The 16,398-nt window shown below is 75.4% G+C and carries 11 protein-coding genes; 2 read left to right on the top strand and 9 right to left on the bottom strand.

Annotated elements, in window-relative coordinates:
• Positions 1 to 13 precede the first annotated feature (13 nt).
• The 5 genes from ACF1A1_RS06395 to ACF1A1_RS06415 all read right to left on the bottom strand — a co-directional run bounded on the left by ACF1A1_RS06395 (position 14) and on the right by ACF1A1_RS06415 (position 6,895).
• Complete coding sequence (locus tag ACF1A1_RS06395) at positions 14 to 439, bottom strand: phage tail protein (RefSeq protein ID WP_391646016.1); 426 nt, start codon at positions 437 to 439, stop codon at positions 14 to 16.
• Positions 440 to 4,183: 3,744 nt separating this feature from the next.
• Positions 4,184 to 4,330, bottom strand: a complete 147-nt coding sequence (locus tag ACF1A1_RS06400) for a DUF6760 family protein (RefSeq protein ID WP_391646018.1) — start codon at positions 4,328 to 4,330, stop codon at positions 4,184 to 4,186.
• Entirely contained in the window at positions 4,327 to 4,803 is a 477-nt protein-coding gene (locus ACF1A1_RS06405) for a hypothetical protein (protein WP_391646020.1), read from the bottom strand. The genes ACF1A1_RS06400 and ACF1A1_RS06405 overlap by 4 nt, the downstream gene beginning before the upstream one ends.
• A complete protein-coding gene (locus tag ACF1A1_RS06410) occupies positions 4,803 to 5,246 on the bottom strand; it encodes a phage tail protein (protein ID WP_390659605.1) in 444 nt (147 codons plus the stop codon). Before ACF1A1_RS06410 ends, ACF1A1_RS06405 begins: the two co-directional genes overlap by 1 nt.
• Positions 5,247 to 5,302: 56 nt before the next feature.
• Positions 5,303 to 6,895 (bottom strand): phage tail sheath subtilisin-like domain-containing protein, encoded by a 1,593-nt coding sequence (locus ACF1A1_RS06415; RefSeq protein ID WP_391646022.1) that lies wholly within the window; start codon positions 6,893 to 6,895, stop codon positions 5,303 to 5,305.
• 332 nt (positions 6,896 to 7,227) lie between these two features.
• On the opposite strand from ACF1A1_RS06415, the gene ACF1A1_RS06420 reads away from it, so the two are divergent.
• Positions 7,228 to 8,601: a ricin-type beta-trefoil lectin domain protein gene (locus ACF1A1_RS06420; RefSeq protein WP_391646024.1), complete on the top strand. Its 1,374-nt coding sequence runs from the start codon at positions 7,228 to 7,230 to the stop codon at positions 8,599 to 8,601.
• Positions 8,602 to 8,626: 25 nt separating this feature from the next.
• Here the strand turns inward: ACF1A1_RS06420 and ACF1A1_RS06425 are convergent, their stop codons facing one another.
• The 3 genes from ACF1A1_RS06425 to ACF1A1_RS06435 all read right to left on the bottom strand — a co-directional run bounded on the left by ACF1A1_RS06425 (position 8,627) and on the right by ACF1A1_RS06435 (position 12,110).
• A complete protein-coding gene (locus tag ACF1A1_RS06425) occupies positions 8,627 to 10,639 on the bottom strand; it encodes an ATP-binding protein (RefSeq protein WP_391646026.1) in 2,013 nt (670 codons plus the stop codon).
• Between the two features lie 5 nt (positions 10,640 to 10,644).
• Positions 10,645 to 11,301 (bottom strand): DUF4255 domain-containing protein, encoded by a 657-nt coding sequence (locus ACF1A1_RS06430; protein ID WP_391646028.1) that lies wholly within the window; start codon positions 11,299 to 11,301, stop codon positions 10,645 to 10,647.
• A 146-nt stretch (positions 11,302 to 11,447) separates the two neighbouring features.
• On the bottom strand, positions 11,448 to 12,110 hold the full coding sequence (locus ACF1A1_RS06435; RefSeq protein ID WP_391646030.1) for a LuxR C-terminal-related transcriptional regulator: 663 nt from the start codon (positions 12,108 to 12,110) through the stop codon (positions 11,448 to 11,450).
• Positions 12,111 to 12,491: 381 nt separating this feature from the next.
• Between ACF1A1_RS06435 and ACF1A1_RS06440 the strand changes: the two genes are divergently transcribed.
• Entirely contained in the window at positions 12,492 to 15,215 is a 2,724-nt protein-coding gene (locus ACF1A1_RS06440) for an ATP-binding protein (RefSeq protein WP_391646032.1), read from the top strand.
• A 132-nt stretch (positions 15,216 to 15,347) separates the two neighbouring features.
• Here the strand turns inward: ACF1A1_RS06440 and ACF1A1_RS06445 are convergent, their stop codons facing one another.
• Positions 15,348 to 16,223 carry a helix-turn-helix domain-containing protein gene (locus ACF1A1_RS06445; RefSeq protein WP_391646034.1) on the bottom strand — a complete coding sequence of 292 codons (876 nt, stop codon included), beginning with the start codon at positions 16,221 to 16,223 and terminating at the stop codon, positions 15,348 to 15,350.
• Between the last annotated feature and the right edge of the window lie 175 nt (positions 16,224 to 16,398).

The raw sequence follows: 16,398 nt of genomic DNA on the forward strand, positions 1-16,398 counted from the left end.
TCGCTGTCCTCCCTCAGTCCGTGAAGCCGTGGTGGGTGATCTCCAGGACCTCCGTCGCGACACCCGGGTTGGCGGGGTCGAGGGACGGTCCCTGCCAGCTGACCGGCAGCACGTCGATCAGGCCCCACCGGGCCACCTCCGAACCGTCGGCGCGCAGCGCCGCGATCTGGGCGGTGGGGCGGGTCACCCCCGTGGTGATCGACGAGATCCACTTGGCGACCTTCGTCGTGTCCGGGGTGAGGGGGCGGGTCAGGCGGATCGTGGAGAAGGTGACGCGGGAGGGGAGTTGCCAGACGAACCCGTTGTTCCCGCCCTCCTGGCGGTGCTCGATCTCCACCTGGGAGGACAGCCCCTCGCACCCGTTGAAGTAACCGAGGCTCTCGCCGTCGATGGTCAGGGTGAAGAAGATGGTGGAGCCCGGGTCGAGATCGCGGGACATCGGAGGGCCGGCCTTTCTGGGTTCTGGCGTGCGGTCGAGGGGTCAGTGGCGGGGGTCGCGGAGCCTGCCGATCCGTTCGCGGTCCAGGCGGAGTTCGGTGCGGAGCAGACGGGTGATGCGGCCGGTGAGGCGGTGGGTCAGCTCGTCCAGCTGGAAGTCGGTCAGGGAGCGGGGGTCGAAGGGGGGTGGGGGGTGTTCGGTGGGGGGCGGCGAAGGCCGGGGTGGGGGTGGTGACGGTGAGGGGGGCTTGGTCGAGGAGGAGGTGGTGGGTTTGGGCGCGGGCGGCTTGGTGGGCGTGGGGGTGGTGACTGGGGCGCGTTGGAGAGTGGGTGCCGGTGCCGGTGCCGGTGCCGGTGCCGATGCCGGTGCCGGTGCGGGCGCGGGTGCCGGTGCGGGCGCGGGTGCCGGGATGGGTGCGGCTGTGGGGGTGGGGGCGGCCGTCACGGGTGCCCGGGGAGTGGGCTCCGTGGGCTGGGGAGCGGTGGGCTGGGGAGCGGTGGGGGTTCGGCGGGGTTGGACGACCGGGCGCGGGTCCGTGCCCGGGGTGGTGCGGCGCAGGGGTACGGCAGGTCCAACCGCCTTGCGCTGTACGACCGGTGTCGGCGTCGGTGTCGGCGCGGGCGCTGTGAGCGGGGCGGGTGCGAGTACGGGTGCGGCCGGGCGCCGGGTCGGTACGGCTGGGGGCATGGGGGTGGCGGGCGCGGTGGTGTGTTGCGGCGCGGCGGTGCGTTGTGGCGTGGGGAGGGCGACCCGGGGTGGTGCGGATCGCTGGATGGTCGGGTGGCGGCTCTCGACGGGCCCGGGGGTGTGGGAGGAGACGGCCGGGGGCGGGGGCGACGCGGGGGTGGTGCGAGGCATGTAGGGAGCCGGGTGGGCGGTGGCGCTTTCGCCGGTGCCGGTGCGCTGCACGGTGGGGACGACCTGCTGGGCTCGGAGCGGCGTCGCGTCCGAGGGGCGGGTGGGCAGCGGGCCGCCGAGCAGGGGGCGCGCGGGCTTCCCGGGAGGAGACGCCGGGGCTGCGGTCGCACGCGAGGCCGTGGGCAGGGGGGTGCCCAGGGCGGCGGTGCGCCGCACCGGGGGCAGGGGCTCGGCCGGACGGTCGCCGGGTGTCCGCACCGGGCCTGACGCAACATCTGACGCGGGGCTCGCGGACGGCGCGGGCGGAACGGACGGCCCGGACGGCCCGGACGGCGCGGGCGGAGGGGACGGCGCGGGCGGAGGGGACGGCGCGGGCGCAGCGGACGGCGAGACGCGCTGGACGGTGGCGGGGTGTGCGGCGGAGCCGCTCATGGGGGTCGTGGTCCCCCGCGCGGGGGCGCCCAGGCCGACGCGGCGGGGGCGAGCGGGTGCCGGGGAGGCGCTCCGCTGGACGCTCGGTGCCGGATCGGCGGGCGGAGCCGGTGACTTGGCGGCCGGCGAGGACGGGACGGCCGGGCGTGCGGGCGGGATCGCGGGGCTTGCCGGCGGTGGTGCCGAGGGTGTGTCCGGAACGTGGTGCGGCGTGGGCGGTGTCGTACGGCTGGGGGTGGACGTACGGCCGTGGGGCGCCGCGGGCTGGCCGGGAGCGGGAGCGGCCGGTCGCCGTACCTCGGTGGATGCGGGGCGGGGATCGGCCGACCGCTGCACGTCGGTGGCGGTGCGGACGTGAGGCGTTGCCCGGAGGAGGGGAGCCGGGCCGGGGTCGGGCGACTGGTGCGCGTCGGTGGGTGTGGCGGGCCGCCCCCCACGGGCGGGGGCGGACCGCCGCACGCTGGTCGGGGTGTGGTCCTGGGGCGTCGTCGGGGGTACGGGAGCGGGGTCGGGTACGGCCGGGGCGTGCGACTCCGTACGGCCGGAGGGCGACGACGACCGCTGCACGCCGGTCGGCGCGTCGGACGTCGGCGGGGACGGCTTGGTCACCGGGGCCGGAACTCCCCGGCGTGCCGTCGCGCCCGTGGACATGCCGGGTCCGCCGACGGGCGGGGTCGACGCACCGGGGGACGGCTCGGCGCCGGGGCCCGCGACGGGGGACGCGGCCGGCGCCCTGACGTGGGCGCCTTCGGCGCCGGCCGACCGCTCGGGTGCGGCAGGCGGTGCCGTACGGCCGGCAGCGGCACGCTGCACGTTCGTTCCGGCGCCGGTCCGGCCGGGAGCGGGGGCGGTCGTGTCCGACGTGGTGGCCGGGGCGGCGGGAGCGGGCGGCGACGAAGCCGGCCTCGCCGGGGCGGCCGCCGGTGCGGCAGGCGCCGGCGCGTGCTCGACCGCCGGGAGCGTCCTGGCGGCCGGAGCGCGCTGGACGGACGGAACGGCCCCGGTGACCGGAGCGGTGTTGCCGGTCGGGCCTCCCGTGACGGGACCGGTGTTGATGGCAGGGCCCGGCCCTGTGACGGGACCGGTGTGGGTGTTCGGGCCTGGTCCTCTGACGGGACCGGTGCTGCCGGCCGGACCTGATGGCGTGACCGGACCGGCATCGGAAACCGGACCTGATGGCGCGGCCGGACCAGCCCCGGAGGCCGGGCGTGCCCCCACTGCCGGACCGGAGTCGGACCTCACCCTCGTCCCCGCTCCCGTCACCTCCGACCCGACCGGCGTTCCCGACCTGACCGGCGCGCTCGACCCGGTTGCCGTCGCCGGACGCCCGGCCGGGGCCCGCTGTACGACCGGTGTGTCCGCGCCGGACGTCCTCGAAGCAGTCTGTGCCGGAGGCGAGGGCTGGGCACTGGCCGACGCGGGCTGCTGTGGGAGCTGCCGGTCGGGCAGGGACCGCGCACGCGGCACCGAGGACCGCGCCGGCTGCGGAACCGGTGCCGGGTGGGACGTCGTACCGCCGTTGTCCGGTGCCGTGTCGCCCTGTCCCGTGATGTCCGGTGTCGTGTTGCCCGGTGCCGTGGTGCCGGGGCGCCCTGGCGACGTGCCGGCGTCCTGCCGGGCCGTCGGCGTCCGCTGGAGCGGGGGCGGCAGGGGCAGGGGCGGGGGCGGCGGCGCGGCAGATGGGCCGGGCTCCTTGTCGGGGGCCGTCGTTCCGCCGGTGCCACTGGAGCCGGGTGCCACCGTTCCACCGGTGTTCCCGGGGCCGGGTGCCGTCGTTCCGCCGGTGTCACCGGCGCCGGGTGCCGACGTCCCGCCGGCGTCCCCGGAGCCGTGCGGCGTCGGCGCGGACAGGATGCGGGTGGGCAGCGAACGTCGTTGCACCGGGGCCGAGGTCGACCTGGTCAGCGGTGAGGTGGGTGCCGCGGGCGGGACCCGGGCGGGCAGCGGGCGTCGTTGCACCGGTGCCGTGGCCGGCCGCGTCGTCGGCAGCGCGCGGACGGTCGGCGTCGGCGCCTCGGCGGCCGGGGCTGCCGGAACCGTCGGTGGCGGCGGTGCGGTCACCGGCGGTTCCGGAGTGGGGTGGTCGGGGCTGGGGTGTTCGACGGTGGGCGGCAGGGTCGTCATCAGGCGGCCCTGTGCCCCGTCCAGGACGGCCGGCGGGCGTCCGCCGGTGAAGGACGGGTTCTGCCAGGTGGCCAGCCGGTTGCCGAACCCGGCGTCGGCGACGCCCGCCGTGCCCCGGGCCGCCGCCCGCTGGAGGGGAGGCAGCGTCGGCCAGGCAGCGGTACGCGGACGCACCGCATCCACGCCGCCGGTGCCGTCCCGCGCACCGGTCACCGGCGTCACGGCACCCGACGTCACGGCACCCGGCGTCTCCGCACCCCGCGTCGCTCCCGCAGCCTCGTCGGAGCCCGGTCGTCGCCCGCCCCTCAACCGATCAAGGAACCCCATCCCTCAGCCCTCCGCCACCAGCGCGGCGATCCGTTCCGTGTAGCGGCGGCGGTCGTGGTGTTCCAGGTCCAGGATCTCCTCGTGGCTCCAGTGGAAGTGGAAGGCGACGTACGCGATCTCCTCGTGCAGCCGGTCGGTCGCGTACGTCACGATTCCCCCAGGCGGCTCCCGCCGAGTTCCACCTCGAAGGGCTCCGCGCAGTGCGGGCACTCCACGGTCGCGCGGGTGTGGCCCTCCGCGTTGATCTGGCGGTAGAAGTCCTGGAGGAACGCCAGGTCGGAGGCGAACATGTTCTCGACGATCCCGTCGTGGACGAGGGGGAGCGTGCCCAGGCGGGTGATGACCCTGCCCAGCAGGACCACCGACAGGTACGCCGGGTTCTCCTGGACGCGGATGTCGCGCAGCGGGACGAGTTCGTCCCGTGCCGTGGCCAGCCGCATCACGCCGTCGCGGTGGACCGTGCCCGCCTCGTCGACGTAGCCGCGCGGCAGTTCGAAGGGGAACTCCGTCTGCAGACGCTGCCGCACCGGCGCAGGCGTGGGCGCCGGCGCCGCCGGCGGGAGCGGTGTGGTCTCCTGCTCCCCGCCCGCCGGTGCCGGCACCCGCACAGCCGTACGCCGCATTACTCGATGACCAGTTCTTCGAACGTGATGGTCACCGTCTCGGTCAGCGCGGACGCCTCGCCCGCCTTCACCGTGCTGGTGTCGATCTTGCTGCACCAGGCGTTGCGCATGTTGTACCGCTTGACCGGATTGTTCTGGTAGTCCATCACCATGATCGTGGCGTTCTTGCGGGCGGTGCCCATGACGCCGTTGATCGACTCGGTGATCCACTGGTTGAAGGCGGCGGACTGGGTCATGCCGCGCACGACCGTGCAGGTGCCCGCCTTCTTCACGCCCGGCAGCTTCTTGGTGACCGGCTTGCCCTGCGCGGAGACCTGCTGGTACTCGATGACGTCCTGTTCGAGGCTGAGGCCGCTGACCTCGGCGAGGTACTCGACCATCACGCCGTCGATCTGGAGCCCGAAATTGTGCGATGTGAGGGCGTCACCCGGCTGGAGACTCATCTGGCTTTCCTTCTGGGGGAGTTGACTGCGGTCGACCGACGGAGGCGGAGGCTCGGCTACTCCTCCAGCTCCCCGCTGCCGCTGGAGAACTGGGCCAGCCGGAAGATCACGAACTCGGCCGGCTTGACCGGCGCGATGCCGATCTCGCACACCACCCGGCCGACGTCGACCGACTCCGGCGGGTTGGTCTCCTCGTCACACTTGACGTAGAACGCCTCCTCGGGCCGGGCGCCGAAGAGGGCGCCGGCACGCCACTCGTTGACCAGGAACGCCGAGACGTTGCGCCGGATGCGGGCCCACAGGGCGTGGTCGTTCGGCTCGAACACCACCCACTGGGTGCCGATCAGGATCGACTCCTCCAGGTAGTTGAAGTACCGGCGGACGTTCAGGTAGCGCCACGCCGGGTCGGAGGAGAGCGTGCGGGCGCCCCAGACGCGGATGCCGCGGCCGGGGAAGGCGCGGATGCAGTTCACGCCGATCGGGTTCAGCAGGTCCTGCTCGCCGCGGGTGATCTGGATCTCCAGGTCCACGGCCCCGCGGACGACCTCGTTCGCCGGGGCCTTGTGGACGCCCCGCTCCGCGTCGTTGCGGGCCCACACGCCGGCCACGTGGCCGCTCGGCGGGACCAGGCGGGCCTGACCGGTGGCCGGGTCGAAGGACTTGATCCACGGGTAGTACAGCGCCGCGTACTTGGAGTCGTAGCCGGCCGTCTCCTGGCGCCAGACGCGGATCTGACGGGCGTTCAGGCCGGGCGGCGGGTCGATGACCGCGACGCGGTCGCCCATCAGCTCGCAGTGCGCGATCAGGCCGAGCTGGACCGCCTTCACGGCCTCCAGGTCGATCGCCCCGCGCTGGTAGGCGGCCATCAGGTCGGGGACCGCGACCATGGACACCTCGTCGACGGCCTCCAGGCCGCCGAAGCCGGTGCGGTCGGCGCTGTCGCCGAGGTACTGCGCCGGGCCGGCCTGCGCCGCGTCCTCCTCGTCCGCCGGTACGGCGGGGGCGGCGGCGGGCGGCGCGGCCAGCGTCACCGACTGGTTGTCCGGGCGGGCCAGCTGCGCCGAGGGCGCCGCCTCGGCGACCGTGATGAGCTTCGAGCGCTCCTTGACCTGCGTGACCACATAGGAGCGGTTGCCCTTCTTGGCGGTCACGTCGAACGTCTCCACGGCCTTGTCGCCGTCCTTGACGATCAGCTTGAAGCGCTCGGCGGGGCCCTCGCCCTCCGCGTCGGCGACCTCCACGCTCAGCGTGCCGCTCGTCCCGGGCGCGGTGGCCGTGACGGTGAACGTGCCGAGCTGCGCGGGCTCGGCGGCGGGCAGCGCGGACGGGGCCGAGGAACCGGTGACCGCCGCGGACGGCCGGGCGTCTCCCGGCGCACCCGCCGGGGAGCCGCCCACGCGGACGACGTACGCCGCCGAACCGCCGTTGTTGAAGAAGCCGTAGACCGAGTGCGCCAGGTAGTAGCCGTCGGTGAAGTCGCCGAACGCCGCCACGTACTGGGTCCAGTTGGTGACCAGCGTCGGCTCGTTCAGCGGGCCGGTCGGCGCGAGCCCCACGAAGGCCGCGACCGAGGTGCCCACCCCCTCGATCGGGCGCGAGCCGCTGGCCACCTCCTCGACGTATACGCCGGGCGACAGATAGGACGGCATGCTGTGCTCTCCTCGGGGTACGCGTCAGGACGTCTCTCACCGTCACGCGCGCAGCGCGTGGTCGAAACGGCCTGCGGTGCAGGGGCGGGGGCAGGGCTGTTGCCCGCGAGGGCAGGCCCGGGGGCGGGCCGCACCCGGGGCGTGCCCCCGGACTCCGGCTCCTGCCGCCGTCTCCGCTCCGGCGCGGGCGCCGGCAACGCGTGGAGGAGAGGCCGTGACGGGAGGCGGCCGGCGTCACCGTGTGAACGGGCAGTGCGATACGTCCCTTTCGGGCAGCGGTCCTGCCCCGGGGCCTCCTGACGGGCCACCACCCGCCGTCTTAGCGTCGACAGGTGACTCTGTGGACTTCCCTGGAACCGGCGGCCGCGACGGTGGACCCCGGCGGCAGTACGACCGTACGGCTACGGGTGCGCAACACCGGTGACGTCGTCGACGAGTACCGTTTCGAACCCGTCGGCCCCGTCGCTCCCTGGACGACGGTGGAGCCGCAGACGCTGCGGCTCTACCCCGGGACGACGGGCACGGTCGAGCTGACCTTCGCCCCGCCGCGCACCCCGGACGCGACGGCCGGCCCGAACGCCTACGCGGTGCGCATCACGCCCACCGAACACCCCGACGCGGTCACCGTCCCGGAGGGCAACCTCACGGTGACGCCGTTCACGGAGGTGCGGGCCGAGCTGGTGCCGCCGACGGTGAAGGGCAGGTTCCGCGGCCGGCCCCGGCTCGCCATCGACAACCTCGGCAACACGCGGGTCACCGCGTCCGTCGCGGGGGCCGACACCGGCGACCATTTGTCGTACGACATCCGGCCGGGGAGTGTGCAGATCGAGCCGGGGCGGGCGGTGTTCGTCGACGCGACGCTGCGGCCCCGGCAGGTGATCTGGTTCGGGGCGAAGGAGCAGCGGCCGTTCGCGCTGACCGTGCAGCGGTCGGGGGTGGTGCCGCTGTCGGTGGACGGTACGTTCGTGCAGCGCGGGTTCCTGCCCCGCTGGCTGGCGACCGCGCTGAGCGTCACCATGGCGCTGGCGATCGCGTTCGTGATGATCTGGCTGGCCTACAAGCCGCAGGTCAACAGCCGTGCCACCGAGAAGCTCGCCGAGGCCGGCAGCACCGCGTTGCCCAGTCCCGCCGTCTCCGCGCCGTCCGCGCCGAAGAACGACGCCCCCGCCGAGCCGCTGCCCTCGCCCGAGGCCCCGTCCGCCCCCGAGGAGGAGCAGGACACCGGCTCGGGGACGACCGGGTCGGGGTCGTCGGGGGGCGGTGGTTCGGACGACTCCGGTGGGGGTTCGAAACCGGAGAACGACCAGCCGGTCCCCGGGGCGGTGATCATCGGCCAGGGCTCCGACCGGTGCATCGACGTCACCGGCGCCGAGGACGGCGAGGGCAAGGACGGCACCCCGCTCCAGCTGTGGGACTGCGCCGGGTCCGCCAACCAGAAGTGGGTCTTCCACGACGACGGCACCGTCCGCGCGCTCGGCCTGTGCATGGACGTCGCGTGGGGCTCGCGCGACGACGGCGCCGTCATCCAGCTCGCCCGGTGCAGCGGCAACCCCGCCCAGCAGTTCGTGCTGAGCGGCGCCGGTGACCTGGTCAATCCGCAGGCCGACAAGTGCGTCGACGCCAAGGACAGCGGCACCGGCAACGGCACCAAGCTGCAACTGTGGACCTGCTCGGGGACGCCCAACCAGAAGTGGCGGGCGGAGTAGGCCCGCCGCGGGCCGCCCGCGGCGCCTACCAGGTGGCCTCGCCGGGGACCAGGCGGCCCGCCTTGCGGTACTCGCGGCGGGCGCCCTCCAGCAGGTCCTCGGCACCCACCCGTCCGTCGCGGCCGGCGGCCAGGTAGGCGGCGGTGACCACCGCGCTGCGGATCGAACCGCCGGCCAGCTCGAACCGGCGGGCCAGCGGCTCCGGGTCGATGCCGTCGGCGCACGGCACATGGGTGAGGCCGTGCCGCCACAGGGCGAGGCGCTGCTCGGCGTCCGGGAACGGGAAGTCGACCACCAGGTCCAGGCGTCGGGTGAACGCCTCGTCGATGTTGGCGCGCAGGTTGGTGGTGAGCAGCGCGATGCCGTCGAAGGACTCCAGCCGCTGGAGCAGGTAGGCGCTCTCCATGTTGGCGTACCGGTCGTGGGAGTCCTTGACCTCGGAGCGCTTGCCGAAAACCGCGTCGGCCTCGTCGAAGAGGAGCACGGCGTCGGTGCGGTCGGCCTCGGTGAAGATGCGTTCGAGGTTCTTCTCCGTCTCGCCGACGTACTTGTCGACGACGGAGGAGAGCTGCACGACGTAGAGGTCCAGGCCGAGTTCGGCGGCCACGACCTCCGCGGACAGCGTCTTCCCGGTGCCCGACTCCCCGGCGAACAGGCCGAGGACGCCCCGGCCCCTGCCGCCGCCCGCGCTGAGGCGCCAGTCGCCGAGGACGCGGTCGCGGTGGCGGGCGCGCAGGGCGAGTTCGCGGAGCTGGGTGAGGGGGCGGTCGGGCAGGACGAGATCGTCCCAGGTGACGTCGGGGCGGATGCGGCGGGCGTGCCGTTCCAGGCCGGACGCCGACTGCTGGCGGGCGGCCAGCCGCAGGTGGGCGGCGGTGAGTGGGCCGCCCTCGAAGGCGGCCAGGTCGCGGGCGGCGCGGGCGGCCCGGACCACCCGGTCGCCGCCGAGCCGGTACGGCGCCACGGCCGTCGCCAGGTCCACGTCCGACGCCCGCGGGCCGAGCGCGGCAGCCCAGGCCGCCGTTCCGCCCGCCCGGCGGCGCGGTGCCTCGAGGACCAGCGGGTCGCGGGGCGACCAGTGCGGGTCGTACGGGCGGGGGTCCGTCAGCAGCACGGTGATGTCGGTGGCCCCGGTCAGCCGGCCGATGAGCGCGGCGGGCTGCTCGGGGAGGGCGGACAGCACGACGGCCCGGCCGGTCAGGCGAGCCTCGCGCAGCAGCTCGGGGACGCGGTCCTCGGGGCCGGTGAAGCGCAGGGCGTCGAGGCCGGCCGCGTCCAGGGCGGCCGCGATGCCCGCCAGGCCGTCGCCCTCGCGGTGTTCGCGCAGGTAGGTGGTGAGGGGGCCGTTCCGCAGGCGGGTGGCGAGCCGGTCGACGAAAAGCTCGTCGTCGTCGGCGGTGGGGAGCGGATCGGGGAGGGGGAGGAGGTGGCCGTGCAGGGCGGCGTCCGGGGTGTCGTCACCGAGGAGGTGGGCGAGGAGCCGGTCGGGGACGCGCAACGAGCGGGAGAGGAAGGGCCGTTCGGGCTCCTCGACGTCCAGCAGTCCCAGGGCGCGCAGGGGCGCCGAGGTGTGGAAACGGGCTCGGGCCGGCGCGTGGTGGGCGGGGGCCGCGCACAGTTCGAGGGCGAGGCCGGTGGTGGCCCGGCGGCGGCCGACGTCGTCGTTGAGGTAGCCGTAGAGCGGCTCGAAGGCGCGGTCGAGGTCGGGGGCGAGGGCGATGAGGAGGATCGCCGCGTCGAGGCCGGTGAGGGGGAGGCGGGCGGCGAGGGCGGCGAGGCGGTCCTCTCCGGCGACGGGAAGGGGGAGGAGGAGGGGGCCGTCGGTGGCCAGGGGGTCACCGGGCGGCGGTGGCGATGGCGCGACCGTGGTCAGCAGGTGGCGTACCGCCTGCTCCGAGAGGTACAGCCCGCGCAGGGGGTCGTCGGCCGTCGGGTCGGTGGCTGCGCGCCGGTCGACCAGGGCGGTGACCCGCTCGCGCAGGGCGTCGAGGCGGGTGAGCAGGGGCTCGCGGTGCACGGCGGGGGGCTGTGTGCGCACGTCGGTCACCGTCGCCGCCTCCGGGCCTCGCGGGCCGCCGCCACCTGGTGGGGGCGGTGGGCGCGCTCCGCCGACTCCGGCGGGTCGCCGTCCAGGCCGCGGACGCGGACCACCGCGCCCTCGGTGACCGGCGGCCCGGCGTCGTACTCGGGGTACGCCGGGAAGGGCACCGTCACCACCAGGTCCAGGGACGGCTTGAGTTCACCGCCGAGCGCGGACCAGATCTCCGCGAGGGAACGGGACTCGGTGTGCAGTCCGGCCACGGTCAGCGGGACGGCGAGGCCCAGGGCGCCCAGCGAGCCGGGGAGTTCGGAGGCGGGCAGCAGCTCGCGGGGCAGCAGCGTCGCCAAGGCGGCGGACAGCAGCCGGTGTTCGTCCTGCGGGGTCTTGGTCCAGGCGGTCACCAGGTACGACAGGCGGAACCATCGCGGGGGTTGGCGTCGGCGTACGACGACGTCCTGCTCGTTCCGCACGGTCATCTGGCCGCGCTGGCGGCGGGCCACGTCCTCGCGGATGTCGTACAGGTAGGTGTTGATCACGGGGGCGTTGCGGCGGGCGGCCCAGTCGCGGGTCGGTGCCTCGAAGGAGACCTCGATGCCGGAGCCCGCCAGCGCGCCGCCGCCGAGCAGGCCCTTGAGGACCTCGTCCACTTCGTGGATCACCGTCGCGCTCCTCAACTGCCTTGCCGTACGGGCGGCCTGCCCGGACGCCGATCGTGCCCCCTCCGTCCGGCGGACCGCAGGCGCGGCGGGGTCGGCGGGCGGGCACGGCTGCCTGCCCGCGTGTCCGCCTTCGAGTGCCCGTTCGGTCAGATGTAGCCTTCCCGGAGGGCATATGCCACGGCGTGCGCCCGGTTGCGCAGATGCAGTCGCGTCGTGAGTCCGTGCATGACGTTCTTGACGGTTCGTTCGGAGTAGGACAGCTTGCTGGCGATCTCTCCGGTATCGAGGCCCTCGGCGACCAGCCGCAGGACGTCCACCTCACGGGGCGCGAGGCCCAGCGAGGGGGCGCCGGGCCGGTTCGCCGCGCCCCGGTGCAGGGTGCCCACCTGGCTGATCAGCCGGCCCAGCAGGTCGGCGGGCAGGTCCCCGTCGCCCCGGGCGGCGGCCACCACCGCCTGCACCAGACGGTGCGCGGTGGCCTCCCGGCGCCAGACGATGGCGCCGACCCCGCACTCGATGACGTCCAGCAGCTCGTTCTCCCGGATCGTGCCCACCACGAGCACGGCCCGCGAGCCCTCGCTGCGCACGATCCGGCGCAGCCGGGCCAGCGCCGCCTCGTCCAGTGTGTCCTCGATCAGCAGGGCCACCGTCTCGTGCCCGTACTCCTCGCGCAGCTCGACCTCCGGACGGGACCGCAGCTGGCTGACCGCACCCTCGCGGGAGAGGGGGTCCGGGGCCTGTACGGACACGGCGATCCGCCGACGGACGGCGGTGGTACCGGTGTGTGGTGTGCGGGATGTGCTGAGCAACCGTTTCCCCCCTGGTCACGGGCCCGCCGGTCGGCGGCGGCCGGTGGCGGGAGAGTCGGTCCCACACTTCTGCGGCGGCTGGGGCGAGCGCAATCGTGGAGCACCACGAGGCGGACCACGAGGGCAGGGCCACGACTACCACGGTGTACGTACATCACCGCAGGTCATAGAGGTGTGCGCGGGCTCGTGGGCCGATTGGGGCACCGCCGTGAGCATCGCCACAGCGGCCGTAGGAACGCGTAGGGCCGCTCACCCGTCGCCCCTCGGGTCATCGCCCGGCACTCACCGCCCACCACCCACTGCCCTCACGTCACCGCCCACCACCTCTCACCTCACCACCCGTCACCTCACCCACCGCCCATCACCCAGCAGGAGGCAGGGATGACCGGACCGTTGCGCGAACGCGAGGACGCGCGGGCGCTGCTCGCGTCCGAGGCCGAGCGTGCCCGGGCCGGCGCCGGCCGGCTCGTGCTGCTGCGCGGAGCCACCGGAACCGGCCGTTCCGCCGTGCTGGAGGCCGCCGTCGCGCACGCGGCCGAGCGCGGACTGCGCGTGCTGCGCGCCCGCTGCTCCCCCGAGGACACCGCCGTGCCGTTCTCCTCCGTCCTCCATCTCCTCGGCCCGGTACCGGAGTTCGCGGACCTGGGCCCCGGGCTCGACGACCGGGGCAGCGCGGCCCGGCTGTGGCGGCTGCTGCGCTCGTACGCGGCCGAGTCCCCGCTGCTCGTGGCCGTCGACGACGTCCACCTCGCCGACGGCGCCTCCCGCCGCTGGCTCGTCGAGGCGGCCCGCCACATCGACCGATTACCGGTGCTGGTGGTCGCCACCGAGCGCAGCCAGTACGACATCGACCGGCAGCCCACCGGTCTCACCCACGCCCTGTCCCCGTCCCTGGTCCGCACCCACACCCTGGCCCCGCTGACCGACGACGCCTCGGCGGACCTGGTGCGGGCCGCCTTCCCCACGGCCCCGCCGGCCTGGACCGCGGACTGCGTCCGCGCGGGCGCCGGCAACCCGCTGCTCCTGCGGGCCCTCCTGGAGGACCTGGACGGCACCCCGCCCCCGGCGGCCGTACCGCGGACCTGCGCCGCGCTGTACCCGGGCGCCTACCCGGCGGCCGTCTCCTGGTGGCTGGACAGCGCGGGCCCGGCGACGGCCGAGGTGGCGAGGGTGCTGGCGGCGGCCGAGCTCGACGGATGGGGGAGCGGTACCGAGGGGGCCGCCCTCCTCGCCGACGCCTCCGGCGCCGACCCCGCCCGCGTCTCCGGCTGGCTCACGGCGATGACCCGGCTCGGGCTGCTCCGCCCGGACGCCGAAGGCCGGCCCCGGTACGCGCACCCGCTGCTGCGGGACGCCGTGCTCAGCGGATGGTCCGCCGACCGCCGGCAGGCGGCGCACCGGGCGGTCGCCGAGGCGATGCTGCGGCGCGGCGACCGGGCCGAGGCGGTCGCCGGGCAGCTGCTGGGCACCGGCCCCGTCGGCCTGCCCTGGGCGCTGCGCGTCCTGCGCGACGCGGCCACCGTCGCCGTGCGCGAGGCGCGCCCCGAGGACGCCGTCTCCTATCTCCGCCGCGCCCTGCTGGAACCCCTCCCCGACGACCTGCGGCAACGGCTGCTGACCGAGCTGGGCTCCCTGGAGTACGCCTCCGCCGACGCCCCGGCCGGCATCCCCCGGCTCGCCGAGGCGCTGAACCTGCCCGCCGAACCCCACGACCAGGTCCGTACGGCCATCGCGCTCGGCACCGCCCTCACGGGGCGCGGCGAGGTCCGTACGGCCGTGGAGGTGCTGCGCCGGCTGGAGGAGCGGCTGGGCGACCACCCCGAACTGGCCCGCACCGTGCGGACCGCCTCCGTGCTGCTGTCCGACCAGGACCAGACGGTCCGCCGGGAGGCCTACCGCTGGCTGACCGACACCGCCGAACGCACCCCGGAACTCGTCGGCGCCACCGGACAGGCCCTGCTCGTGCGGTACGCCGCCACCGCCGGGGCCGGTACGGCGCAGGCGGCGATGAGCAGGCTGCGGACCCTGCTGACCGTGCCGGCCGACCCGCTCGCCGAGCCCTTCCTGCTGGGCACCGCCGCCGCCGTCGCCCAGTGGGCCGACGAACTCGACGAGGCGGAACGGCTCGTCGAACGCGGCCTCGCCGGCCAGCGCCCCGCCCTCCTCCACCCGATGACGCGCGCCCTGCACGACGTCCGCCTCGACATCGCCGCCGCCCGCGGCCGGTACGACCGTCTCACCACCCCCCGCGGACCCGGCGTCGCCCCCGTCAACGCCGACGCCCACGCCCTGCTCGCCCTCGTCGAGACGGGCCGCACGGACGAGGCGCGGCGCCTCGCGGACGGCTTCGACCTGCGGGAGGCCCCCGACTCCTGGGAACTGAACCGCTTCCTGTACGCCCGGGGCGTCCTGCGCCTCACCGAGGGCGACGCCACCGGCGCCCTCCACGACTTCCTGGAGTGCGGCCGCCGCCAGTCCGCCCGCGCCGTCCTCAGCCCGGTCGTCACGCCGTGGCGTACCGCGGCCGCCGCGTGCCGGCTCGCCCTCGGCAGCCCCCGGGAGGCCCTGGCCCTCGCGGAGGAGGAACTGCGGCTGGCCCGCGTCTGGAACACCCCGCGCACGGTCGGCCGGGCCCTGCGCGCCCTCGCCCGCGCGACCGGCGGCCGGCGCGGCCTGGACCTGGCCGAGGAGGCGGTCGCCCTCCTGCGGAACTCCCCGGCCGAGACGGAACTGATCGCCGCCCTCCTCACCCAGGGCCGCCTGCTGACCAGCGCCGGAGAACGCGCCCACGGCCGCGAGTGCCTGCGCGAGGCCGCCGAACGCGCCGAACGCCTCGGCGCCGTACGCCTGCGCACCCGCGCCGAGGACGCCCTCCGCGCGGGCGGCGCCCGCCGCCGCGCCACCGCCCACACCGGCTCCGCCGCCCTCACCGACAGCGAACGCCGCATCGCCGGACTCGCCGCCGACGGCCGCACCAACACGGAGATAGCCGACCTGCTGCACGTGGCCCGCCGCACCGTGGAGACCCACCTGACCAGCACCTACCGGAAGCTGGGGATACGGCGACGCGGGGAGTTGCGGGAGGCCCTGGAGGAAGAGGCGTGAGACCTCAGGGGCCCGAGGGGGCGTCCCGCGTGGCGCGGTAGCGGTGGGAGGCGCCCTGCCGCGCGTTCTCCGGGGCGATGGTCACGGTGCTCGCTCCTCGTCGTCCGTGCCCAGGGGCAAGGAGCGTCGCTTTCATGCCAGGTGGACTCCGGGGGGATCGGATCGGCAGTCGCGGCAGCGGCCCGGTTCGGGGGCGCGGAAGGCGCGGTCGCAGGTGTCGCAGTTGCGGAGGGGGTGCCGGGCGGGCGGGGGTGGTTCGGGGGCGCGGAAGGGGGGTGGGGGCGGGAGCTGGGCGGCGAGGCGGTGGGCCAGGAGGGCGGCCGGGCGGCGCAGGGGCTCGGGTGGCAGGTCGCTGGTGAGCGCGTGGCGTACGGCGGTGGGGGTGACGTCCCGTTCCAGCCAGGCGGCCACGCCGGGGGCGAGGTGTTCGGCGTCGGTGGCGGACAGGAGGAGACGGGGGTCGTGGCGTCGCAGGCCCGCCAGGACCTCGGTGGCCGTCCTGAGGAGGTCGGGGGCCGGGTACGACGGTCGCGGGACGGCGGGCAACGCCTTGCGGGGCGCCGGGCGTTTCCGGGGCGGCGGGGAGGGGCTGTGGTCGTCGGCTGCCGGACGGCGGTGGCCGGGCCGGTTGCAGGAGACCGTGCGGGTGACGATCCGGCCGCCGGGCACGCGTTCGCGGGTGCGGCGCAGGTAGCCGTGGGTCTCCAGCTCCCGCAGGGCGGCGGCGATCCGGGTGGCTCCCTCGGGGAAGCGGGCGGCCAGCGACTTGATGTCGACCCGGGCACCCTTCGGCAGCGACTGGATGTGCACGCCCAGGCCGATCGCGAGCAGCGACAGGTCCTGGTGCTGGGCGAGGTGGTTGCCGATCACCGTGAACTGCTCGGTGTGCCGGGAGTTCTCGTGGACGAGACCGCCGTGCCCGGAGTGACGGTGCCCCCGGTTCGGGTGGTTGTTCTCGGCAAGTCCGGACTCGGCGGGCGTGGGCGCGCTAGGGTTTTGCGTATCCATTGGGAAGGTGTTGCTTCCTCTGTGGCTAGGCCCTCGCACTGGGATTGCCGTCCCGGCGGGGGCCGTCGCATGTCTGCCGTGGTCGCGCTGAGCGTAGAGCAGGCAATGGCCCCCAAATCCAGTTGAGTTGGCATATTCACCCAGGCGAGTGAGTTTGCGGCTCGGGCGGGAGGGG

Origin of the sequence: Streptomyces sp. NPDC014995 (genome assembly GCF_043080745.1) — a bacterium.
Lineage (GTDB): Bacteria > Actinomycetota > Actinomycetes > Streptomycetales > Streptomycetaceae > Streptomyces.

Coding starts and splice junctions, on each gene's coding strand:
- ACF1A1_RS06395 (WP_391646016.1), bottom strand. CDS start 439: ATGTCCCGCGATCTCGACCCGGGCTCCACCATCTTCTTCACCCTGACC.
- ACF1A1_RS06405 (WP_391646020.1), bottom strand. CDS start 4,803: ATGCGGCGTACGGCTGTGCGGGTGCCGGCACCGGCGGGCGGGGAGCAG.
- ACF1A1_RS06410 (WP_390659605.1), bottom strand. CDS start 5,246: ATGAGTCTCCAGCCGGGTGACGCCCTCACATCGCACAATTTCGGGCTC.
- ACF1A1_RS06415 (WP_391646022.1), bottom strand. CDS start 6,895: ATGCCGTCCTATCTGTCGCCCGGCGTATACGTCGAGGAGGTGGCCAGC.
- ACF1A1_RS06440 (WP_391646032.1), top strand. CDS start 12,492: ATGACCGGACCGTTGCGCGAACGCGAGGACGCGCGGGCGCTGCTCGCG.
- ACF1A1_RS06445 (WP_391646034.1), bottom strand. CDS start 16,223: ATGGATACGCAAAACCCTAGCGCGCCCACGCCCGCCGAGTCCGGACTT.